Source organism: Pseudomonas cichorii (assembly GCF_018343775.1).
In the GTDB taxonomy this organism is placed as follows: Bacteria; Pseudomonadota; Gammaproteobacteria; order Pseudomonadales; family Pseudomonadaceae; genus Aquipseudomonas; species Aquipseudomonas cichorii.
On the sequence record NZ_CP074349.1, the window covers coordinates 475569 to 492746 of the forward strand.

The following is a 17178-nucleotide window of genomic DNA, read 5'->3' on the forward strand; positions in this document are numbered from 1 at the left end:
AGCCTAGTTGTTTTTAATTGAACGATCAATCAATAAAAAACTGTGGACGTGACAAAAGGCCTCTAGGAGCGAATTCATTCGCGAGAAAACCGGGCCGATTTTGTGGGAGGGAGCTTGCTCGCGACGAGGCCGTCTGAAGCGACCAAGCCCTCTCTCACAGAGAAATATTTACCCCAGATTCTTGCCCAGCAGTGCGTGATACAACTCGCTGTCGCCCAGAATACCGACCACCTTGTCGCCATCCTGCAGCACCAGCTTATTGCCGGTCTGGTAGCGGATCTGCAAAGCATCGCGCATGCCGATATTGGAGTGAACCAGTGTCGGACGGCGATCCAGGCTGGCGACGTCCTGGCCCGGTGTCCAGTTCTGCAAATCGAGCTGCGCAGCCCCCTGGCGAGCGCTTTTGATCACGTTGCCTTCGGCCAGATCCAGCCAGGAATCCACGCCTGGGTCCAGGCACACGGAACCGTTGATCCGGGTGCAATTGTCGACCGTGCGCATCAGGCTGCGGCCGCACAGCACATTGAGCGGATTGGTGTGGGCAACGAAGGTTCGTACATAGTCATCGGCGGGGTTAAGGACGATTTCTTCGGGCACGCTGTACTGAATGATCCGGCCGTCTTTCATGATGGCGATGCGGCTGCCCAGCTTGAGGGCTTCATCCAGGTCGTGGCTGACGAAAACGATGGTCTTGCTCAGTTTGCTTTGCAGGGCCAGCAGTTCGTCCTGCAGGCCCTGGCGGATCAGCGGGTCGAGCGCAGAGAAAGGCTCGTCCATCAGCAGAATGTCGGCGTCCATCGCCAGTGCCCGTGCCAGGCCGACACGCTGCTGCATGCCGCCGGACAGTTCATCGGGCTTCTTGTTGCGCCATTGAGTCAGGCCGACCAGTTCCAGTTTTTCGTCGACCAGCTTGCGTCGTTCCTTTTCCGGTCGCCCCTGCATTTCCAGGCCGAAGCTGATGTTCTCGCGTACGGTCAGCCAGGGCATCAGGGCGAACTTCTGGAACACCATCGCGATGCGCTGGGTGCGCATCATTTTCAGTTCTGCCGCCGTGCAGTTGGCGATGTTGATCTGCGAGCCTTCATGCTCGACATACAACGAACCACGGCTGACGGTATTGAGACCGTTGATGCAGCGCAACAGACTGGACTTGCCCGAGCCTGACAGGCCCATCAGGACACAGATTTCGCCTTTCTCGATTTCCAGGGTGGCTTTTTCCACGCCGACGATCTGGCCGATTTTTTTCAGGATCTGGTCACGCGTGAGGCCTTGGTCCAGCAGCTTGAGAGCCTCACGCGGATCCTTGGCGAAGATGACGTCTACCTGGTCGAATTTGATGATACTCATGCGTCGGACCCTACCTTGGCTTCGGGTTGTTTGCAGATACGGTCGAGCATGATTGCCAGCAATACGATCGCCAGACCGGCTTCGAAGCCCAGGGCGATATCAGCGGTGTTCAGTGCATTGACCACGGGTTTGCCCAGACCGTCGGCACCCACCAGTGCTGCGATCACCACCATCGACAGCGACAGCATGATGCACTGGGTAATGCCTGCCGCGATGCTGGGCATGGCGTATGGCAGTTCAATACGGGTCAGCAACTGGCGACGTGACGAGCCAAAGGCCTTGCCCGCATCGAGCAGTTCATGGGGCACATCGCGAATGCCCAGATACGTCAGGCGGATCGGCGCGGCGATGGCGAAGACCACTGTGGAAATCAGACCAGGCACCACGCCCAGGCCGAACAGGGTCAGGGTTGGAATCAGGTACACGAAGGTCGGTACGGTCTGCATCAGGTCCAGCAGCGGACGGATGACGGTGTAGAACATGGGTTTGTGGGCAGCGATGATGCCCAGCGGCACACCGATGACCACGCAGACCAGTGTGGCGAACAGCACCTGGGCCAGTGTTTCCATGGTTTCCTGCCAGTAATGCAGGTTCAGGATCAGCAGGAAGGCCAGGATGACGAATACCGTCAGGCCCCATTTGCGCTGGATGTAATGCGCCAGTGCCGCAATCAGGCCAATCAATACCAACGGGTTGAACCAGGTCAGGCCGAAGGTCAGGCCGTGGATCATCATTTCCAGGGTCGAGGCAATGGCATCGAAGTAGTTGGCGCCGTTTTGCGTCAACCAGTCGACAAAGGCCGCGATGTACTCGCCCAGAGGGATTTTATGGTCAGTCAGCATGGTATCGATTGTCCGCTTGCGGGAAGAATGGGACAGCAGGCGGGCAGGCCGCCTGCCATCGTCTTACTGTGTCAGTTTGGCCTTTGCAGCCTCCAGGCCTGGCTTGCCGTCTACGGTGGTGACTCCGGCGAGCCAGGTGTCGAGCACTTGAGGGTTGTTCTTGATCCACGCCTTGGCGGCGGCATCGGGTTTCATCTTGTCGTCCAGTACATTGCCCATCAGGGTACTTTCCATGTTCAGGGTGAACGAGAGATTCTTCAGCAACTGGCCGACGTTGCTGCACTCTTGCACGTAACCCTTGCGTGTATTGGTGAAGATAGTGGCCTGGCCGAAGTTGGGCCCGAAATACTCGTCGCCACCGGTCAGGTACTGCATCTTGAAGCGGGTATTCATCGGATGGGGTTCCCATCCCAGGAAGACCACGTCCGTAGAACGACGCGTGGCACGGTCAACCTGCGACAGCATGCCGGCCTCACTGGATTCGACGACCTTGAAGCCTGCGTCCTTCAGGCCGAAGGCGTTCTTGTCGATCATGCTCTGGATCAGGCGATTGCCGTCGTTGCCCGGTTCGATCCCGTAGATCTTGCCGTCGAGCTCTTTCTTGAATTTGGCTATATCGGAGAAGTCCTTCAGGCCCTTGTCGTAAAGCGCCTGTGGAACGGCCAGCGTGTACTTGGCGTTTTCGAGGTTGGCGCGAACGGTTTCCACGGTGCCCGCTTCGCGGTAGGCCTTGATGTCGTTTTCCATGGTGGGCATCCAGTTGCCCAGGAAGACGTCCATGTTCTTGCCATCAGCCAGGGACTTGTAGGTCACGGGAACTGAAATCATGGTGGTCTTGGTCTGGTAGCCCAGAGACTCGAGTACGACGCTGGTCACCGCAGTGGTGACGGTAATGTCAGTCCAGCCGACGTCCGAGAATTTGACTGTGTGACAGGCTTCTGGCTCGGCGGCCTGGGCCAGCAGCGGCAAACCGAGCGTGGCGGCCAACAGCAAGGATTTAGAACCTTTCATGGGGTGGACTCCTGTGAATTCTGTCTATTCATCTCATCAGCAACGGGGCGCTGACGCGGCTTGTTGTGTTGGCAAAGTGTCTTGCGAAGCTCTTTCACTGCGCCCGGCGATCGAGTCGAAGCCGATCATGTAACAGTGAAAATCAAACGCCTACAGGGGGCGTCGTATCCAGTACAGGCGGGGTCGCATCCAGTGTGAGCAACGTCGCTTACAGCTTTTTTCCCACCTGCAAGCGCACTTTTACCGGGTTGGGCCAGCTAAAAACGGCCAGATAATGGAGACGACAACGTGTATTGAAGTTCACTTGTACGGCGCCTTCTTGCCTTTGGACAGCGAATGGCTTGCTCGCTTTTCGATCATACCTGTCAGGAACCGCCACCTTTTAGCGCGAAAAGAATGGGTTATGGCGCCGTGCTATTGCCCTGTGCGATGAGTGACACCGTTGGGCAACATCGTTCGTTCCCGTTTCCCGAAAGTGCTACCGAACTGCTCACGCTTCCTTGTCGTGCGTGGCTCGCACGTCGCAATTGGATACGCCGGTCGCACCTGAATAGACACATCACGACGTCGCTTTCAGGGGTTATTGAATGGCTATTCAGTTTTCGGCATGGGATTTGCGATGGGGTTGGAAGGCCATGCATGAAGCAAGGCTACTAAGAAGAGCCTCGCCTGAGGCCAACTACCGCCAAGAGTGAGGAGATACGTGATGACTTCGTTCAATGCAGGGGCACAACCCCAGAACCGCGCGCCACAGTCCATCGGCTTTCTGTTGCTGGACAACTTCACCCTGATCTCACTCGCATCGGCGGTCGAACCCCTGCGCATGGCCAATCAGCTTTCCGGTCGTGAACTCTATCGCTGGACCACCCTGAGCGTGGACGGCAACCAGGTCTGGGCCAGTGATGGTCTGCAGATCACTCCGGATGCCGCGATGCAAAAGGCACCGGCACTGGACACTATCATTGTCTGTGGCGGCGTCGGGATTCAGCGCACCGTTACCCGTGAGCACGTTAGCTGGCTGCAGAGCCAGGCCCGCCAGTCCCGTCGCCTGGGCGCCGTGTGTACTGGCAGTTGGGCATTGGCCTGTGCGGGCCTGCTCGATGGTTTCGATTGCAGTGTTCACTGGGAATGTCTGGCGGCGATGCAGGAAGCTTTCCCGCGTGTCTCGATGAGCACTCGCTTGTTCACTCTGGACCGCAACCGTTTCACCAGTTCTGGTGGCACCGCGCCGCTGGACATGATGCTGCACCTGATCAGCCGCGATCATGGCCGTGAATTGTCGGCTGCTATTTCCGAGATGTTCGTTTACGAGCGTATTCGTAACGAACAGGATCACCAGCGCGTACCGCTCAAGCACATGCTGGGCACCAACCAGCCCAAGCTGCAGGAAATCGTGGCCTTGATGGAGGCCAATCTTGAAGAGCCGATCGATCTGGATGAACTGGCGGTTTACGTGGCGGTTTCACGCAGGCAACTGGAGCGGTTGTTCCAGAAGTACCTGCACTGCTCGCCGTCGCGTTATTACCTCAAGCTGCGCCTGATCCGCGCCCGGCAACTGCTCAAGCAGACGCCCATGTCGATCATTGAAGTGGCATCGGTCTGTGGCTTCGTGTCGACGCCACATTTCTCCAAGTGCTACCGCGAATACTTCGGCATCCCGCCACGCGATGAGCGTGTGGGTTCAAACACGACCCAGCAAGTCGCCATGATGCCAATCCCCCAAGCCCTGGTACTGGCCCCGCTGTCCGGCCCCATGTCGGCATTGAGTCAGGCGCGTAACGAGTCGACGTTTGCGAGCGTGCGCTTGTAAGGCTTTTTCGCGAATGAATTCGCTCCCACCGCGTAGGAGCGAATTCATTCGCGGGTATTACAAGCTAAACCGCGAAACCATGCTGTTCAGATCGACTGCCAGACGCGACAGCTCATTGCTGGCGGCTGTGGTCTGGTTGGCACCTGTGGTGGATTGGGCTGACAGGTCGCGGATGTTCACCAGATTGCGGTCAACTTCCCGGGCGACTTGAGCCTGTTCTTCGGCGGCGCTGGCGATGACCAGGTTACGTTCGTTGATTTCTTCCACCGCCGCGTGAATGGTTTCCAGCGCCAGACCGGCACCTTTGGCGATGCTCAGGGTGGATTCTGCACGTTCGGTGCTGTTGCGCATCGAGTTCACGGCCTGTTCCGTGCCACCCTGAATGCTGCCGATCATGCGTTCGATTTCGCTGGTCGATTGCTGGGTGCGATGGGCCAGGGCGCGGACTTCATCGGCGACCACCGCGAAACCACGTCCGGCTTCACCGGCGCGGGCGGCTTCAATGGCGGCGTTGAGGGCCAGCAGGTTGGTCTGGTCGGCAAGGCCGCGAATCACATCCAGTACCTTGCCGATATCGCGGGATTCCTCAGCCAGATTGCTGATGAGTTCGGCTGTGCCTTGCACGTCGCCGCTCATGCGCTCGATGGCATTGACGGTTTCCACCACCAGATCGCGACCGTCGCCAGCCGACGTGGTTGCGCTCTTCGAGGCTTCGGAGGTGCTGGTTGCGTTGCGGGCAACCTCTTCGACGGCGCTGGTCATTTCGTTGACCGCAGTGGCTGCCTGTTCGATTTCGTTGTTCTGTTGCGACAGTCCGCGAGCACTTTCGTCGGTGACCGCATTCAGTTCTTCTGCTGCCGAAGCCAGTTGGGTAGCTGAGCCGGAAATGCGTTGCAGGGTGTCACGCAGCTTGCCTTGCATGGTTTGCATGGCCAGCAGCAAACGGCCTGCTTCGTCGGTGCCGTCGACTTCTATCGGGCGAGTCAGGTTGCCTTCGGCGATGGTTTCGGCTGCATGCAATGCCACTGAAATCGGGCTGGTAATGCTCTTGGTCAACAGCCAGGCGAACAGGATGGTCAGCAGGGTGGCGATGATCAGCAGGCCGATGACCAGATTGAAGGCTGAAGCATATTCCTGGGCGGCCTGCTTTTTGGTGTTGTTCAACTGTTCCGTGTTGATGTCCACCAGTTTGCTGAGCACGACGTTCATCTGGTCGGAGTTGCTGAGCATTTCGTTATTGAGCAGGTCTTGCAACTCATCGACCTTGTTGGCCCGGGTCAGGACTTTCATACGGTCTTCGAGCTGGCGATATTGACCGAGCAATTGCACGTACTGGTTGTAGAGTGCTTGCTCTTTCGGGTCACCGATCAGTCTTTCGTAAATGGCCTGGGCTTCGCTGATCTGCTTGTTGCGCATGGCCAGCAAGTCGATGGTCTTCTGCTGGATATCCGGTTCCCGATTGACCAGCAGTCGATAGGAGAGCACCCGCAGGCGGATACTCACTTCTGCAAACCGATCCAGACTTTTGATGCTGGGAACACTGTTCTCGGCCAGGGTCTCGGTCGCTACGCGGATCTTGCTCATCTGCGAGAGCGCGAAAAAACCGAGAATCAGCATGAGTGCGCCGATCACGGCAAACCCGAGAAACGCGCGTGGCGCGATATTCATATTACGTAATGACATGGAAGCTTCCAGAAGTCAGGCGCGTTCCATGCGTCGTATAGAAAGAAAAGGCAATTTCGTGATGTTGGCTGCCTATCGGTTCTACGACGAAAGTCTTGAGGGCAGGGCACATACTTTGACGTGGATGAGTTTCTGGCGTTTTTTCCAGAAAATGAAAAATTGTCTGCAAGTACTTGAAACCACTGGGTTGGGCCGTTTATGAGTGATGGCACCGAGATTTTTGCTGTGCGCTTTTGTCGCAGCGGCGGTGTTCTGACGAACCGCAGGAACCCGGTGGTTAAAATGCAGTCACATGGCCCCTGAAGCCTTGCTTTGTTCTGGCATGCGTGGAGACTTTTCTTTATCGTGTGCGCCCGTTGAAATTTGCTTGAGAAATCAGAATGTTGGAAACCTCCCTTAGCCAGTTGGAACAGCTTGTCGGTGATCTGGTGCAACAGAACCAGCAACTGCAGGACACAAACGCGCAACTGAGCGCCGAACTTGCCAAAGCCAGGGATGAGAACGACAGCCTGCAATTGAGCCTGATGGAACAGGAAGAGAAACAAGGCAGTACCGCTGCGCGCATTCAGGCACTGGTCGAACGCGCAACCAGCGCCAGTGCTGTCAGCGCATGAACTACGACAGAAACGGGGTAACCGTTCTCTCCATTCTGGGTAGCGAGTATTCGGTCAAGGCGCCGGCAGGCGAAGACAAGACCCTCCTGCAGGCCGCGGCGATGCTCCAGGCATCCCTGACCGATACCAAGCGCAAATACCCGACCCTGATCGGCGACCGCCTGCTGGTGCTGGCGGCGCTGAACCTGTGTTCGCAGCAGATTGAGCTTGAGCAGCAACACAAGGTCGAGCTGGCGCGTTACCAGGAGCAGGTGAGCGCGACAGTGGATGTGATTTCCAAGACCATTTCGCAGGGTTGAGTGCTAACGGTTGTGGGAGCGATTCGCTCCCACACAGTTGAACAAGGCGATAATCCTAACCCTGCATCACCAGGCGAATATCTGCCGCCAGTTCCCGCACCCGTGCTTCTTCGGTATCCCAGGAGCACATGAAGCGTGCGCCGCCCTTGCCGATGAAGGTGTAGAAACGCCAGCCCCTGGCGGTCAACGCGGCAATTGCCGGTTCCGAGAGTTGCAGGAACACGCCGTTGGCCTGCACCGGGAACATCAGCTCCACACCTGGAATATCCTTGACCAGTTCGGCCAGCAATTGCGCGCAATGGTTGGCATGGCGCGCATGTTTGAGCCAGGCGTCGTTTTCCAGCAGCCCGACCCATGGCGCGGACAGGAAGCGCATTTTTGAAGCCAGTTGCCCGGCCTGTTTGCAGCGATAGTCGAAGTCTTCGGCCAGATCATGGTTGAAGAACAGGATGGCTTCACCCACCGCCATGCCGTTCTTGGTGCCGCCAAAGCACAGCACATCGACCCCCGATTTCCAGGTCAGCTCGGCGGGTGAGCAGTCCAGATAGGCGCAGGCATTGGAGAAACGGGCGCCATCCATATGCAGATGCAGGCCCAGCTCCTTGCAGGTTGCGCTGATCGCCCGCAGTTCTTCCGGCAGGTAGACACCGCCGACTTCCGTCGCCTGGGTCAGGGTTACGACCCGTGGTTTGGGATAGTGGATGTCCTGACGCTTGAGCGCCACTTCGCGGATCGATTCAGGCGTCAGCTTGCCGCCAGCGCTTGGGGCTGTGAGCAGTTTCGAGCCGTTGGAGAAGAACTCCGGTGCGCCGCATTCGTCTGTTTCGACGTGGGCAGTTTCCGAACAGATGACACTGTGATAACTCTGGCACAGCGACGACAGTGCCAACGAGTTGGCCGCTGTGCCGTTGAAGGCAAAGAACACTTCGCAATCGGTCTCGAACAGTCGACGGAAATCGTCGGAGGCGCGGGCAGTCCACTGGTCATCGCCATAGGCACGTTGATGCCCTTTGTTCGCCTGTTCCATGGCCGCCCAGGCTTCGGGGCAGATGCCGGAATAGTTGTCGCTGGCGAACTGTTGGCTTTGGTCTGTCATGGCCGATTCCTTGTGGTCGTTTATGGTGCGCACTTTAGCGAACAATGCCGTGTTGAGTAACGCCATTGTTAACGGTTGAAATGCTTTTATTTTCGGGAGCGACATGGATCTTTCAAACCCGCCCTTTCTGCCGGGACGCGACAAGGCGCTGGATCTGCTCAAATGGCTGGCGATGCTGAGCATGGTGCTCGATCACCTGCGCTATGTGGGCTGGGCGGTCAATGTTCTCTACGTACCGGGGCGCCTGGCGTTTCCCTGGTTTTGCCTGGCGATTGCCGTCAACCTGGCACGTCGCAGCGCCGCGTTGGTGACGCCCCGGGTGCAGTGGCGTTATCTGGGCTGGGTGTTGGCGTTTGCGGTCTTGTCTGAGATTCCCTATCGATTGTTCATGGCCGATGCCACGACCCTGAATGTCATGCCGACCCTGTTGCTCGGGCTTCTGGTTGCCCAGGGCTGGCGACACCGCAATGTCACGACACGACTCATGGCCATTGTTGCCTTGTTGTTTGCCGCGCTCTTTCAGCAACACCTTATGTTCGGTTTTGCGGGTGTGCTGCTGCCGCTGGTATTGCTGCTGGTCTTGCAGAAACCGCTCTGGTACGGGGTTTTTCCGGCGGTGCTCTGTGTCGCGGCCAATGCCTGGCCCGACATGTTCGCCGGTGCAGCGTGGGGTGATCCGATCTCCATTGGTTCGATCATCGCTTGCCTGATCGCGCCGGTCATGGGCATTGCACTGCTGCGCAGGAAACCCGGGTTTGCGGTAGCTCCCATGCGGCGCTGGGCTTATGCGATCTATCCCGGGCATTTCCTGGTCTTGCTGGGGCTGCGGGAGTTATTGGCCCTCTGAAAAACCAGTGGGACCGAATTCATTCGGGAAGGCGTCAGTGAGCTAGATACGAGCGTTGCGCCTGAACCGGCCTCTTCCCGAATGAATTCGGTCCCACAGATATCTGTAGACAAAGCGTCATTACTGCACTTATCTTCGCCGCAGGCCGCCTCATGTGGCCAACGTCGCTCGGACGGTTCCGGGCGCTTACGTCTGCGAGATACTCATGGCTGACCAAGGTTTGCCGCGCCGCTTTGCGCGCATAGATCGACTCCCCCCTTACGTGTTCAACATCACTGCCGAGCTGAAAATGGCGGCTCGTCGTCGTGGTGAAGACATTATCGACTTGAGCATGGGCAACCCCGATGGGGCGACGCCACCGCATATCGTCGAAAAGCTGGTCACCGTTGCCCAGCGCGAAGACACCCACGGCTATTCGACTTCACGGGGTATTCCTCGTCTGCGTCGTGCCATTTCCAACTGGTACAAGAAGCGCTACGAGGTCGATATCGACCCTGAAAGTGAAGCCATTGTCACCATTGGTTCCAAGGAAGGCCTGGCGCACCTGATGCTCGCCACCCTTGATCAGGGCGACACGGTGCTGGTGCCCAACCCCAGTTATCCGATTCACATCTACGGTGCCGTGATTGCCGGCGCCCAGGTGCGTTCGGTACCGCTGGTGCCAGGTGTCGACTTCTTTGCCGAACTGGAAAAGGCTATTCGTGGCTCGATCCCCAAGCCGAAGATGATGATCCTGGGCTTTCCGTCCAACCCCACTGCCCAGTGCGTGGAGCTGGATTTCTTCGAGCGCGTGGTTGCACTGGCCAAGCAATACGATGTGCTGGTGATTCACGATCTGGCCTATGCCGACATCGTCTATGACGGCTGGAAGGCTCCGTCGATCATGCAGGTTCCCGGTGCCAAAGACATTGCGGTGGAGTTCTTCACCCTGTCCAAGAGCTACAACATGGCGGGCTGGCGCATCGGTTTCATGGTGGGTAACCCGGAACTGGTCAGTGCTCTGGCGCGGATCAAGAGCTATCACGACTACGGCACCTTCACGCCTTTGCAGGTGGCCGCGATTGCTGCGCTCGAAGGCGACCAGCAATGCGTGCTGGATATCGCCGAGCAGTATCGTCAGCGCCGTAATGTGTTGGTCAAAGGCCTGCATGAACTGGGCTGGATGGTGGAAAATCCCAAGGCGTCGATGTATGTCTGGGCCAAGATCCCGCCTGCTTACGCGCACCTCGGCTCGCTGGAGTTCGCCAAGAAGCTGCTGGCCGAAGCCAAGGTCTGTGTGTCGCCGGGTATCGGTTTCGGTGAGTACGGCGACGACCATGTCCGTTTCGCCCTGATTGAAAACCAGGACCGCATCCGTCAGGCCGTGCGTGGCATTCGCACTATGTTCCGCGCTGACAAGCCTGCCTGAATGTAAGTTTTCCCGGATGAACCCGCTCCTTCGGATCTTGCAGGAGCGGATTCATCCGCCAATCGATTTGTCTCTCCCCGCCAAGCCATGTCGTAAACGCACCTTTGTGTGGCGTCCATAGGCATTTGGCTGGTTTGCGTCGGCCCTACCATCGCATCCAAAGGGCAGCTCAACGCCCTGCCGACAAGCCAGGCGCAACGCCGCCGCTGGGAGAACCGCGATGTTCAGCAAGCAAGACCAGATCCAGGGATATGACGATGCACTGTTGGCTGCGATCAATGCCGAGGAGCAGCGCCAGGAAGACCATATCGAGCTGATCGCCTCCGAAAACTACACCAGCAAGCGTGTGATGCAGGCTCAGGGCAGCGGACTGACCAACAAATATGCCGAAGGCTATCCGGGCAAGCGTTATTACGGTGGCTGCGAGCATGTCGATAAAGTCGAGCAACTGGCAATCGAGCGGGCCAAGCTGCTGTTTGGTGCCGATTACGCCAACGTCCAGCCCCACTCCGGCAGCCAGGCCAACGCCGCTGTCTATCTGGCTCTGCTGCAAGCGGGCGATACCGTGCTGGGCATGAGCCTGGCCCATGGCGGTCACCTGACCCACGGTGCCAAGGTGAGTTTCTCCGGTCGCCTTTATAACGCTGTGCAATACGGCATCGACACCAATACCGGGCTGATCGACTACGACGAAGTCGAGCGTATCGCCCTGGAAACCAAGCCGAAGATGATCATTGCCGGTTTCTCGGCCTACTCGAAAACCCTGGATTTTCCGCGCTTCCGTGAAATTGCCGACAAGGTGGGCGCTTACCTGTTCGTCGACATGGCCCACGTGGCCGGGCTGGTGGCTGCCGGTTTGTATCCGAACCCGCTGCCTTATGCCGATGTGGTGACCACCACCACCCACAAGACCCTGCGTGGTCCGCGTGGTGGCCTGATCCTGGCCAAGGCCAACGAAGACCTTGAGAAAAAACTCAACTCCGCCGTATTCCCCGGTGGGCAGGGCGGCCCGTTGATGCACGTCATCGCCGCCAAGGCCGTGTGCTTCAAGGAAGCGCTGGAGCCAGGTTTCAAGGCTTATCAACAACAAGTGATCGACAACGCCCAGGCCATGGCGCAGGTCTTCGTGGATCGCGGTTACGACGTGGTGTCCGGCGGTACCGACAACCACCTGTTCCTGGTCAGCCTGATTCGTCAGGGCCTGACCGGCAAGGATGCGGACGCCGCTCTGGGCCGTGCGCACATCACCGTCAACAAGAACTCGGTACCGAACGACCCGCAATCGCCGTTCGTGACTTCGGGCCTGCGGATCGGCACCCCGGCCGTCACCAGTCGCGGTTTCAAGGTGACCCAATGTACCGATCTGGCCGGCTGGATCTGCGACATTCTCGACAACCTCGGTGATGCCGATGTCGAGGCCAACGTTGCCAGTCAGGTCGCAGCACTGTGCGCCGATTTCCCGGTTTATCGCTGAGTCAGGAGTAGCCCTTCATGCAGCATTACTCAGGCTTCGGCCTTTTCAAACACTCCCTCAGCCATCATGAAAACTGGCAGCGCATGTGGCGCACGCCGACGCCCAAGAAAGTCTACGACGTCGTGATCGTCGGCGGTGGCGGTCACGGTCTGGCAACGGCCTATTATCTGGCCAAGGAGCACGGCGTGAAAAACGTGGCCGTGGTCGAGAAGGGCTGGCTGGGCGGCGGTAACACGGCACGCAACACCACCATCGTGCGTTCCAACTACCTGTGGGACGAGTCGGCTCATCTCTATGAGCATGCAATGAAACTGTGGGAAGGCCTGTCCCAGGACCTGAACTACAACGTCATGTTTTCCCAGCGTGGCGTGTACAACCTGTGCCACACGCTGCAAGACATGCGCGACTCGGAGCGTCGGGTCAGCGCCAACCGCCTGAACGGTGTGGATGGCGAACTGCTTAATGGCAAACAGGTTGCCGAAGAGATTCCGTACCTGGACTGCTCGAAAAACACGCGTTACCCGATCATCGGTGCAACGGTCCAGCGCCGTGGCGGCGTTGCCCGTCACGATGCCGTGGCCTGGGGTTTTGCCCGCGCCGCCGATGCCCTGGGTGTGGACCTGATCCAGCAGACCGAAGTGATCGGTTTCCGCAAGGAAAACGGTGTTTGCATCGGCGTCGAAACCAACAAGGGTTTCATCGGCGCCAAGCGTGTCGGCGTGGTGACGGCCGGTAACTCCGGGCACATGGCGAAACTGGCAGGCTTCCGTCTGCCGATCGAATCCCATCCGTTGCAGGCGCTGGTGTCCGAGCCGATCAAACCCATCATCGACAGCGTGATCATGTCCAACGCCGTTCACGGTTATATCAGCCAGTCCGACAAGGGCGATCTGGTGATCGGTGCCGGTATCGACGGCTGGGTCGGCTACGGCCAGCGCGGTTCGTACCCGGTGATCGAGCACACCATCCAGGCCATCGTCGAGATGTTCCCTGTGCTGTCGCGGGTGCGCATGAACCGTCAGTGGGGCGGCATCGTCGATACCACGCCGGACGCCTGCCCGATCATCTCCAAGACCCCCGTACCGAACATGTTCTTCAACTGCGGTTGGGGCACCGGTGGATTCAAGGCAACGCCTGGCTCGGGCAACGTATTTGCCGCGAGCCTGGCCAAGGGTGAGATGCACCCGTTGGCCAAGCCTTTCTCCATCGATCGTTTCCACAACGGCGCCCTCATTGATGAGCATGGCGCTGCCGCGGTCGCCCACTAACAAAAACCACGTGAGAACTACTGCGCTCGGTAATACGGCGTTAAAAACAGGCGAGAAATGCTCATTTAGAATTCTAAACTCCGCTTTCTCGCCTGTTTTTGCCTTGTCTTACCTTTGCTCGCTACGTTCTCACGAGGTTTTAAGAAGGAGAGTTTTTTATGTTGCATATCTTCTGTCCTCACTGTGGCGAACTGCGCTCCGAAGAGGAATTTCACAGCTCTGGTCAAGCGCACATCCCGCGTCCACTGGATCCGAACGCCTGCACTGATGAAGAGTGGGGCGACTACATGTTCTTCCGTGACAACCCCCGTGGTCTGCATCACGAACTGTGGATTCACGCTGCCGGTTGCCGCCAGTACTTCAATGCCACCCGCGACACCGTGACCTACGAGATTCTGGAAACCTATCCGATTGGCGCCAAGCCACAGTTCACGGCCAAGGGAGACAAGGCATGAGCCAGACCAACCGACTGCCCCATGGTGGCCGTATCGACCGTAGCAAGGTGCTGAATTTCACCTTCAACGGTCAGTCTTATCAGGGTTTCGAGGGCGATACCCTGGCCGCTGCGCTGCTGGCCAATGGTGTGGATATCATCGGCCGCAGCTTCAAGTATTCCCGTCCTCGCGGCATTTTCGCGGCGGGCTCCGAAGAGCCGAATGCGGTCTTGCAGATCGGCTCTACCGAAGCGACCCAGATCCCCAACGTGCGTGCTACCCAGCAGGCGCTGTATCCGGGTCTGGTGGCGACCAGCACCAACGGCTGGCCGAGTGTTAACAATGACGTGATGGGGATTCTCGGCAAGGTCGGCGGCAAGCTGATGCCACCGGGTTTCTACTACAAAACCTTCATGTACCCGCAATCGTTCTGGATGACTTACGAGAAGTACATCCGCAAGGCCGCCGGTCTTGGCCGTTCGCCGACCGAGAACGATCCGGACAGTTATGATGCGATGAACCAGCACTGCGACGTGCTGATCGTCGGCGCCGGGCCTGCCGGTCTGGCCGCTGCCCTGGCCGCTGCGCGCAGTGGCGCACGGGTGATTCTGGCCGATGAGCAGGAAGAGTTCGGCGGCAGCCTGCTCGACAGCCGTGAGAGCCTTGACGGTAAACCGGCCGCTGAATGGGTCGCTACTGTTATCGACGAGCTCAAGGGCCTGAAGAACGTGACCCTGCTGCCTCGTGCCACGGTCAACGGCTATCACGATCACAACTTCCTGACCATTCATGAGCGCCTGACCGATCATCTTGGCGATCGCGCCCCGATTGGCATGGTGCGTCAGCGCATGCATCGCGTACGCGCCAAGCGTGTCGTATTGGCCACCGGTACTCACGAACGCCCTCTGGTCTACGGCAACAACGACGTTCCGGGCAACATGCTGGCTGGCGCCGTCTCCACTTATGTTCGCCGTTATGGCGTGGCTCCGGGCCGCAAGCTGGTGCTGTCCACCAACAACGATCACGCCTATCGCGTTGCTCTGGACTGGATCGATGCCAGCCTGCAAGTGGTGGCGATTGCCGATGCACGCCATAACCCGCGTGGTCCGCTGGTTGAAGAAGCGCGGGCCAAGGGTATTCGTATCCTTACCTCCAGCGCTGTGATCGAAACCCGTGGCAGCAAGCGCGTGACGGCTGCCCGTGTGGCGGCCATCGACGTCAAGACACTGAGCGTTACCAGCCCTGGTGAATGGCTTGAGTGTGATCTGGTTGCCAGCTCCGGCGGTTACAGCCCGATCGTGCACTTGGCTTCGCACCTGGGCGGCAAGCCGGTCTGGCGTGAAGACATTCTCGGTTTCGTACCGGGCGAAGCACCACAGAAACGTGTCTGTGTCGGCGGCGTGAATGGCGTCTACAGCCTGGCCGATACCCTGGCCGACGGCTTTGAAGGTGGTGCTCGTGCTGCCAGCGAGGCCGGTTTCAAGGCGGTGGAGGGCGTCATGCCCAAAGCCCTGAGCCGCGCAGAAGAACCGGCGCTGGCGCTGTTCCATGTGCCCCATGAAAAAGGCACGGCCCGCGCACCCAAGCAGTTCGTCGACCTGCAGAACGACGTCACCGCCGCCGCCATCGAACTGGCGACCCGGGAAGGCTTCGAGTCGGTCGAGCACGTCAAGCGCTACACCGCGCTGGGTTTCGGCACTGATCAGGGCAAGTTGGGCAACGTCAACGGTCTGGCCATTGCTGCCCGTTCGCTGAAGGTTTCCATCCCGGAGATGGGCACCACCATGTTCCGCCCGAACTACACGCCTGTGACCTTCGGCGCCATTGCAGGCCGTCACTGCGGACACATCTTCGAGCCGGTACGCTTTACCGCACTGCATGCCTGGCACATCAAGAACGGTGCCGAGTTTGAAGATGTCGGCCAGTGGAAGCGCCCATGGTACTTCCCGAAAAACGGTGAAGACATGCATGCCGCTGTCGCCCGTGAATGCAAAGCCGTGCGCGCAAGCGTCGGTCTGCTGGACGCCTCGACACTGGGCAAGATCGACATTCAAGGCCCGGACGCCCGTGAATTCCTGAACCGCGTCTACACCAACGCCTGGACCAAGCTGGATGTGGGCAAAGCGCGTTATGGCCTGATGTGCAAGGAAGACGGCATGGTCTTCGACGACGGCGTGACCGCTTGCGTCGCTGACAATCATTTCATCATGACTACCACCACGGGCGGCGCGGCCCGTGTGTTGCAATGGCTGGAAATCTACCAGCAGACCGAATGGCCGGACCTGAAGGTGTATTTCACCTCTGTGACCGATCATTACGCGACCCTGACGTTGTCCGGCCCCAACAGCCGCAAGCTGCTCAGTGAAGTGACCGATATCGATCTGGGCCGTGAAGCGTTTCCGTTCATGACCTGGAAGGAAGGCCTGGTGGCTGGCGTGCCAGCACGTGTGTTCCGTATTTCCTTTACGGGCGAGCTGTCCTACGAGGTCAACATCCAGGCCGACTACGCCATGGGTGTTCTGGAAAAGATCGCCGAGGCAGGCAAGAAGTACAACCTGACGCCTTATGGCACAGAGACCATGCACGTGCTGCGGGCCGAGAAGGGGTTCATCATCGTCGGTCAGGACACCGATGGCTCGATGACCCCGGACGATCTGAACATGGGCTGGTGCGTGGGTCGCACCAAGCCGTTCTCCTGGATCGGCTGGCGCGGCATGAACCGCGAAGATTGCGTGCGTGAACAACGCAAGCAACTGGTGGGCCTCAAGCCGGTCGACCCGACCCAATGGCTGCCGGAAGGCGCGCAACTGGTCTTCGACACTCAGCAGACGATCCCGATGACCATGGTCGGCCACGTCACCTCCAGCTATGCCCATAACTCGCTGGGTTATTCGTTTGCGATGGGCGTGGTCAAGGGCGGTTTGCAGCGCATGGGCGAGCGGGTCTTTGCACCGCTGGCCGATGGCAGCGTGATCGAAGCCGAAATCGTTTCTTCGGTGTTCTTCGACCCGAAAGGCGATCAGCAGAACGTGGAGTGATAACACT

Annotated in this window: 15 protein-coding genes and 1 pseudogene; 10 read left to right on the forward strand and 6 right to left on the reverse strand. The window is 58.6% G+C overall.

From position 1 onward, the window contains the following. Positions 1-168: 168 nt before the first annotated feature. The 3 genes from choV to KGD89_RS02175 all read right to left on the reverse strand — a co-directional run bounded on the left by choV (position 169) and on the right by KGD89_RS02175 (position 3200). Positions 169-1347: a choline ABC transporter ATP-binding protein gene (gene choV, locus KGD89_RS02165; protein ID WP_025258190.1), complete on the reverse strand. Its 1179-nt coding sequence runs from the start codon at positions 1345-1347 to the stop codon at positions 169-171. Further along, positions 1344-2189 carry a choline ABC transporter permease subunit gene (gene choW / locus KGD89_RS02170; protein WP_025258191.1) on the reverse strand — a complete coding sequence of 282 codons (846 nt, stop codon included), beginning with the start codon at positions 2187-2189 and terminating at the stop codon, positions 1344-1346. Before choW ends, choV begins: the two co-directional genes overlap by 4 nt. A gap of 63 nt (positions 2190-2252) precedes the next feature. Further along, entirely contained in the window at positions 2253-3200 is a 948-nt protein-coding gene (locus tag KGD89_RS02175; protein ID WP_025258192.1) for a choline ABC transporter substrate-binding protein, read from the reverse strand. Between the two features lie 706 nt (positions 3201-3906). Between KGD89_RS02175 and gbdR the strand changes: the two genes are divergently transcribed. Further along, positions 3907-5010, forward strand: coding sequence for a choline metabolism transcriptional regulator GbdR (gene gbdR, locus KGD89_RS02180; protein WP_025258193.1), 1104 nt, complete (start codon positions 3907-3909; stop codon positions 5008-5010). 57 nt (positions 5011-5067) lie between these two features. Here the strand turns inward: gbdR and KGD89_RS26285 are convergent, their stop codons facing one another. Together KGD89_RS26285 and KGD89_RS26290 are read right to left on the reverse strand one after the other, a co-directional pair. Next, positions 5068-5940, reverse strand: a complete 873-nt coding sequence (locus tag KGD89_RS26285) for a methyl-accepting chemotaxis protein (RefSeq protein WP_404940688.1) — start codon at positions 5938-5940, stop codon at positions 5068-5070. A gap of 30 nt (positions 5941-5970) precedes the next feature. Further along, positions 5971-6693, reverse strand: a pseudogene (locus tag KGD89_RS26290) (MCP four helix bundle domain-containing protein); the annotation flags it as partial. Between the two features lie 28 nt (positions 6694-6721). Here KGD89_RS26290 and KGD89_RS02190 point away from each other — a divergent pair. From KGD89_RS02190 to KGD89_RS02200, 3 genes are all read left to right on the forward strand, one after another. Continuing rightward, positions 6722-6895: a hypothetical protein gene (locus KGD89_RS02190; RefSeq protein ID WP_155951527.1), complete on the forward strand. Its 174-nt coding sequence runs from the start codon at positions 6722-6724 to the stop codon at positions 6893-6895. Between the two features lie 178 nt (positions 6896-7073). Beyond that, positions 7074-7307: a hypothetical protein gene (locus KGD89_RS02195; RefSeq protein WP_025258195.1), complete on the forward strand. Its 234-nt coding sequence runs from the start codon at positions 7074-7076 to the stop codon at positions 7305-7307. Next, positions 7304-7606, forward strand: a complete 303-nt coding sequence (locus KGD89_RS02200; protein ID WP_025258196.1) for a cell division protein ZapA — start codon at positions 7304-7306, stop codon at positions 7604-7606. Before KGD89_RS02195 ends, KGD89_RS02200 begins: the two co-directional genes overlap by 4 nt. 55 nt (positions 7607-7661) lie before the next feature. Here the strand turns inward: KGD89_RS02200 and KGD89_RS02205 are convergent, their stop codons facing one another. Continuing rightward, on the reverse strand, positions 7662-8702 hold the full coding sequence (locus KGD89_RS02205) for a threonine aldolase family protein (protein ID WP_025258197.1): 1041 nt from the start codon (positions 8700-8702) through the stop codon (positions 7662-7664). A gap of 103 nt (positions 8703-8805) precedes the next feature. Between KGD89_RS02205 and KGD89_RS02210 the strand changes: the two genes are divergently transcribed. The 6 genes from KGD89_RS02210 (at position 8806) to KGD89_RS02235 (ending at position 17171) form a co-directional block, all read left to right on the forward strand. Next, a complete protein-coding gene (locus KGD89_RS02210) occupies positions 8806-9549 on the forward strand; it encodes a TraX family protein (protein ID WP_025258198.1) in 744 nt (247 codons plus the stop codon). Between the two features lie 205 nt (positions 9550-9754). Beyond that, positions 9755-10957: an alanine transaminase gene (gene alaC / locus KGD89_RS02215; protein ID WP_025258199.1), complete on the forward strand. Its 1203-nt coding sequence runs from the start codon at positions 9755-9757 to the stop codon at positions 10955-10957. A 220-nt stretch (positions 10958-11177) separates the two neighbouring features. Then, entirely contained in the window at positions 11178-12431 is a 1254-nt protein-coding gene (glyA, locus tag KGD89_RS02220) for a serine hydroxymethyltransferase (protein ID WP_025258200.1), read from the forward strand. 17 nt (positions 12432-12448) lie between these two features. Further along, the gene (locus KGD89_RS02225) at positions 12449-13699 is read left to right on the forward strand and encodes a sarcosine oxidase subunit beta family protein (RefSeq protein ID WP_025258201.1); all 1251 of its coding nucleotides are present in this window, start codon (positions 12449-12451) and stop codon (positions 13697-13699) included. Between the two features lie 158 nt (positions 13700-13857). After that, entirely contained in the window at positions 13858-14154 is a 297-nt protein-coding gene (locus KGD89_RS02230; RefSeq protein ID WP_025258202.1) for a sarcosine oxidase subunit delta, read from the forward strand. Continuing rightward, a complete protein-coding gene (locus KGD89_RS02235) occupies positions 14151-17171 on the forward strand; it encodes a sarcosine oxidase subunit alpha (protein WP_025258203.1) in 3021 nt (1006 codons plus the stop codon). The genes KGD89_RS02230 and KGD89_RS02235 overlap by 4 nt, the downstream gene beginning before the upstream one ends. Positions 17172-17178: the final 7 nt, after the last annotated feature.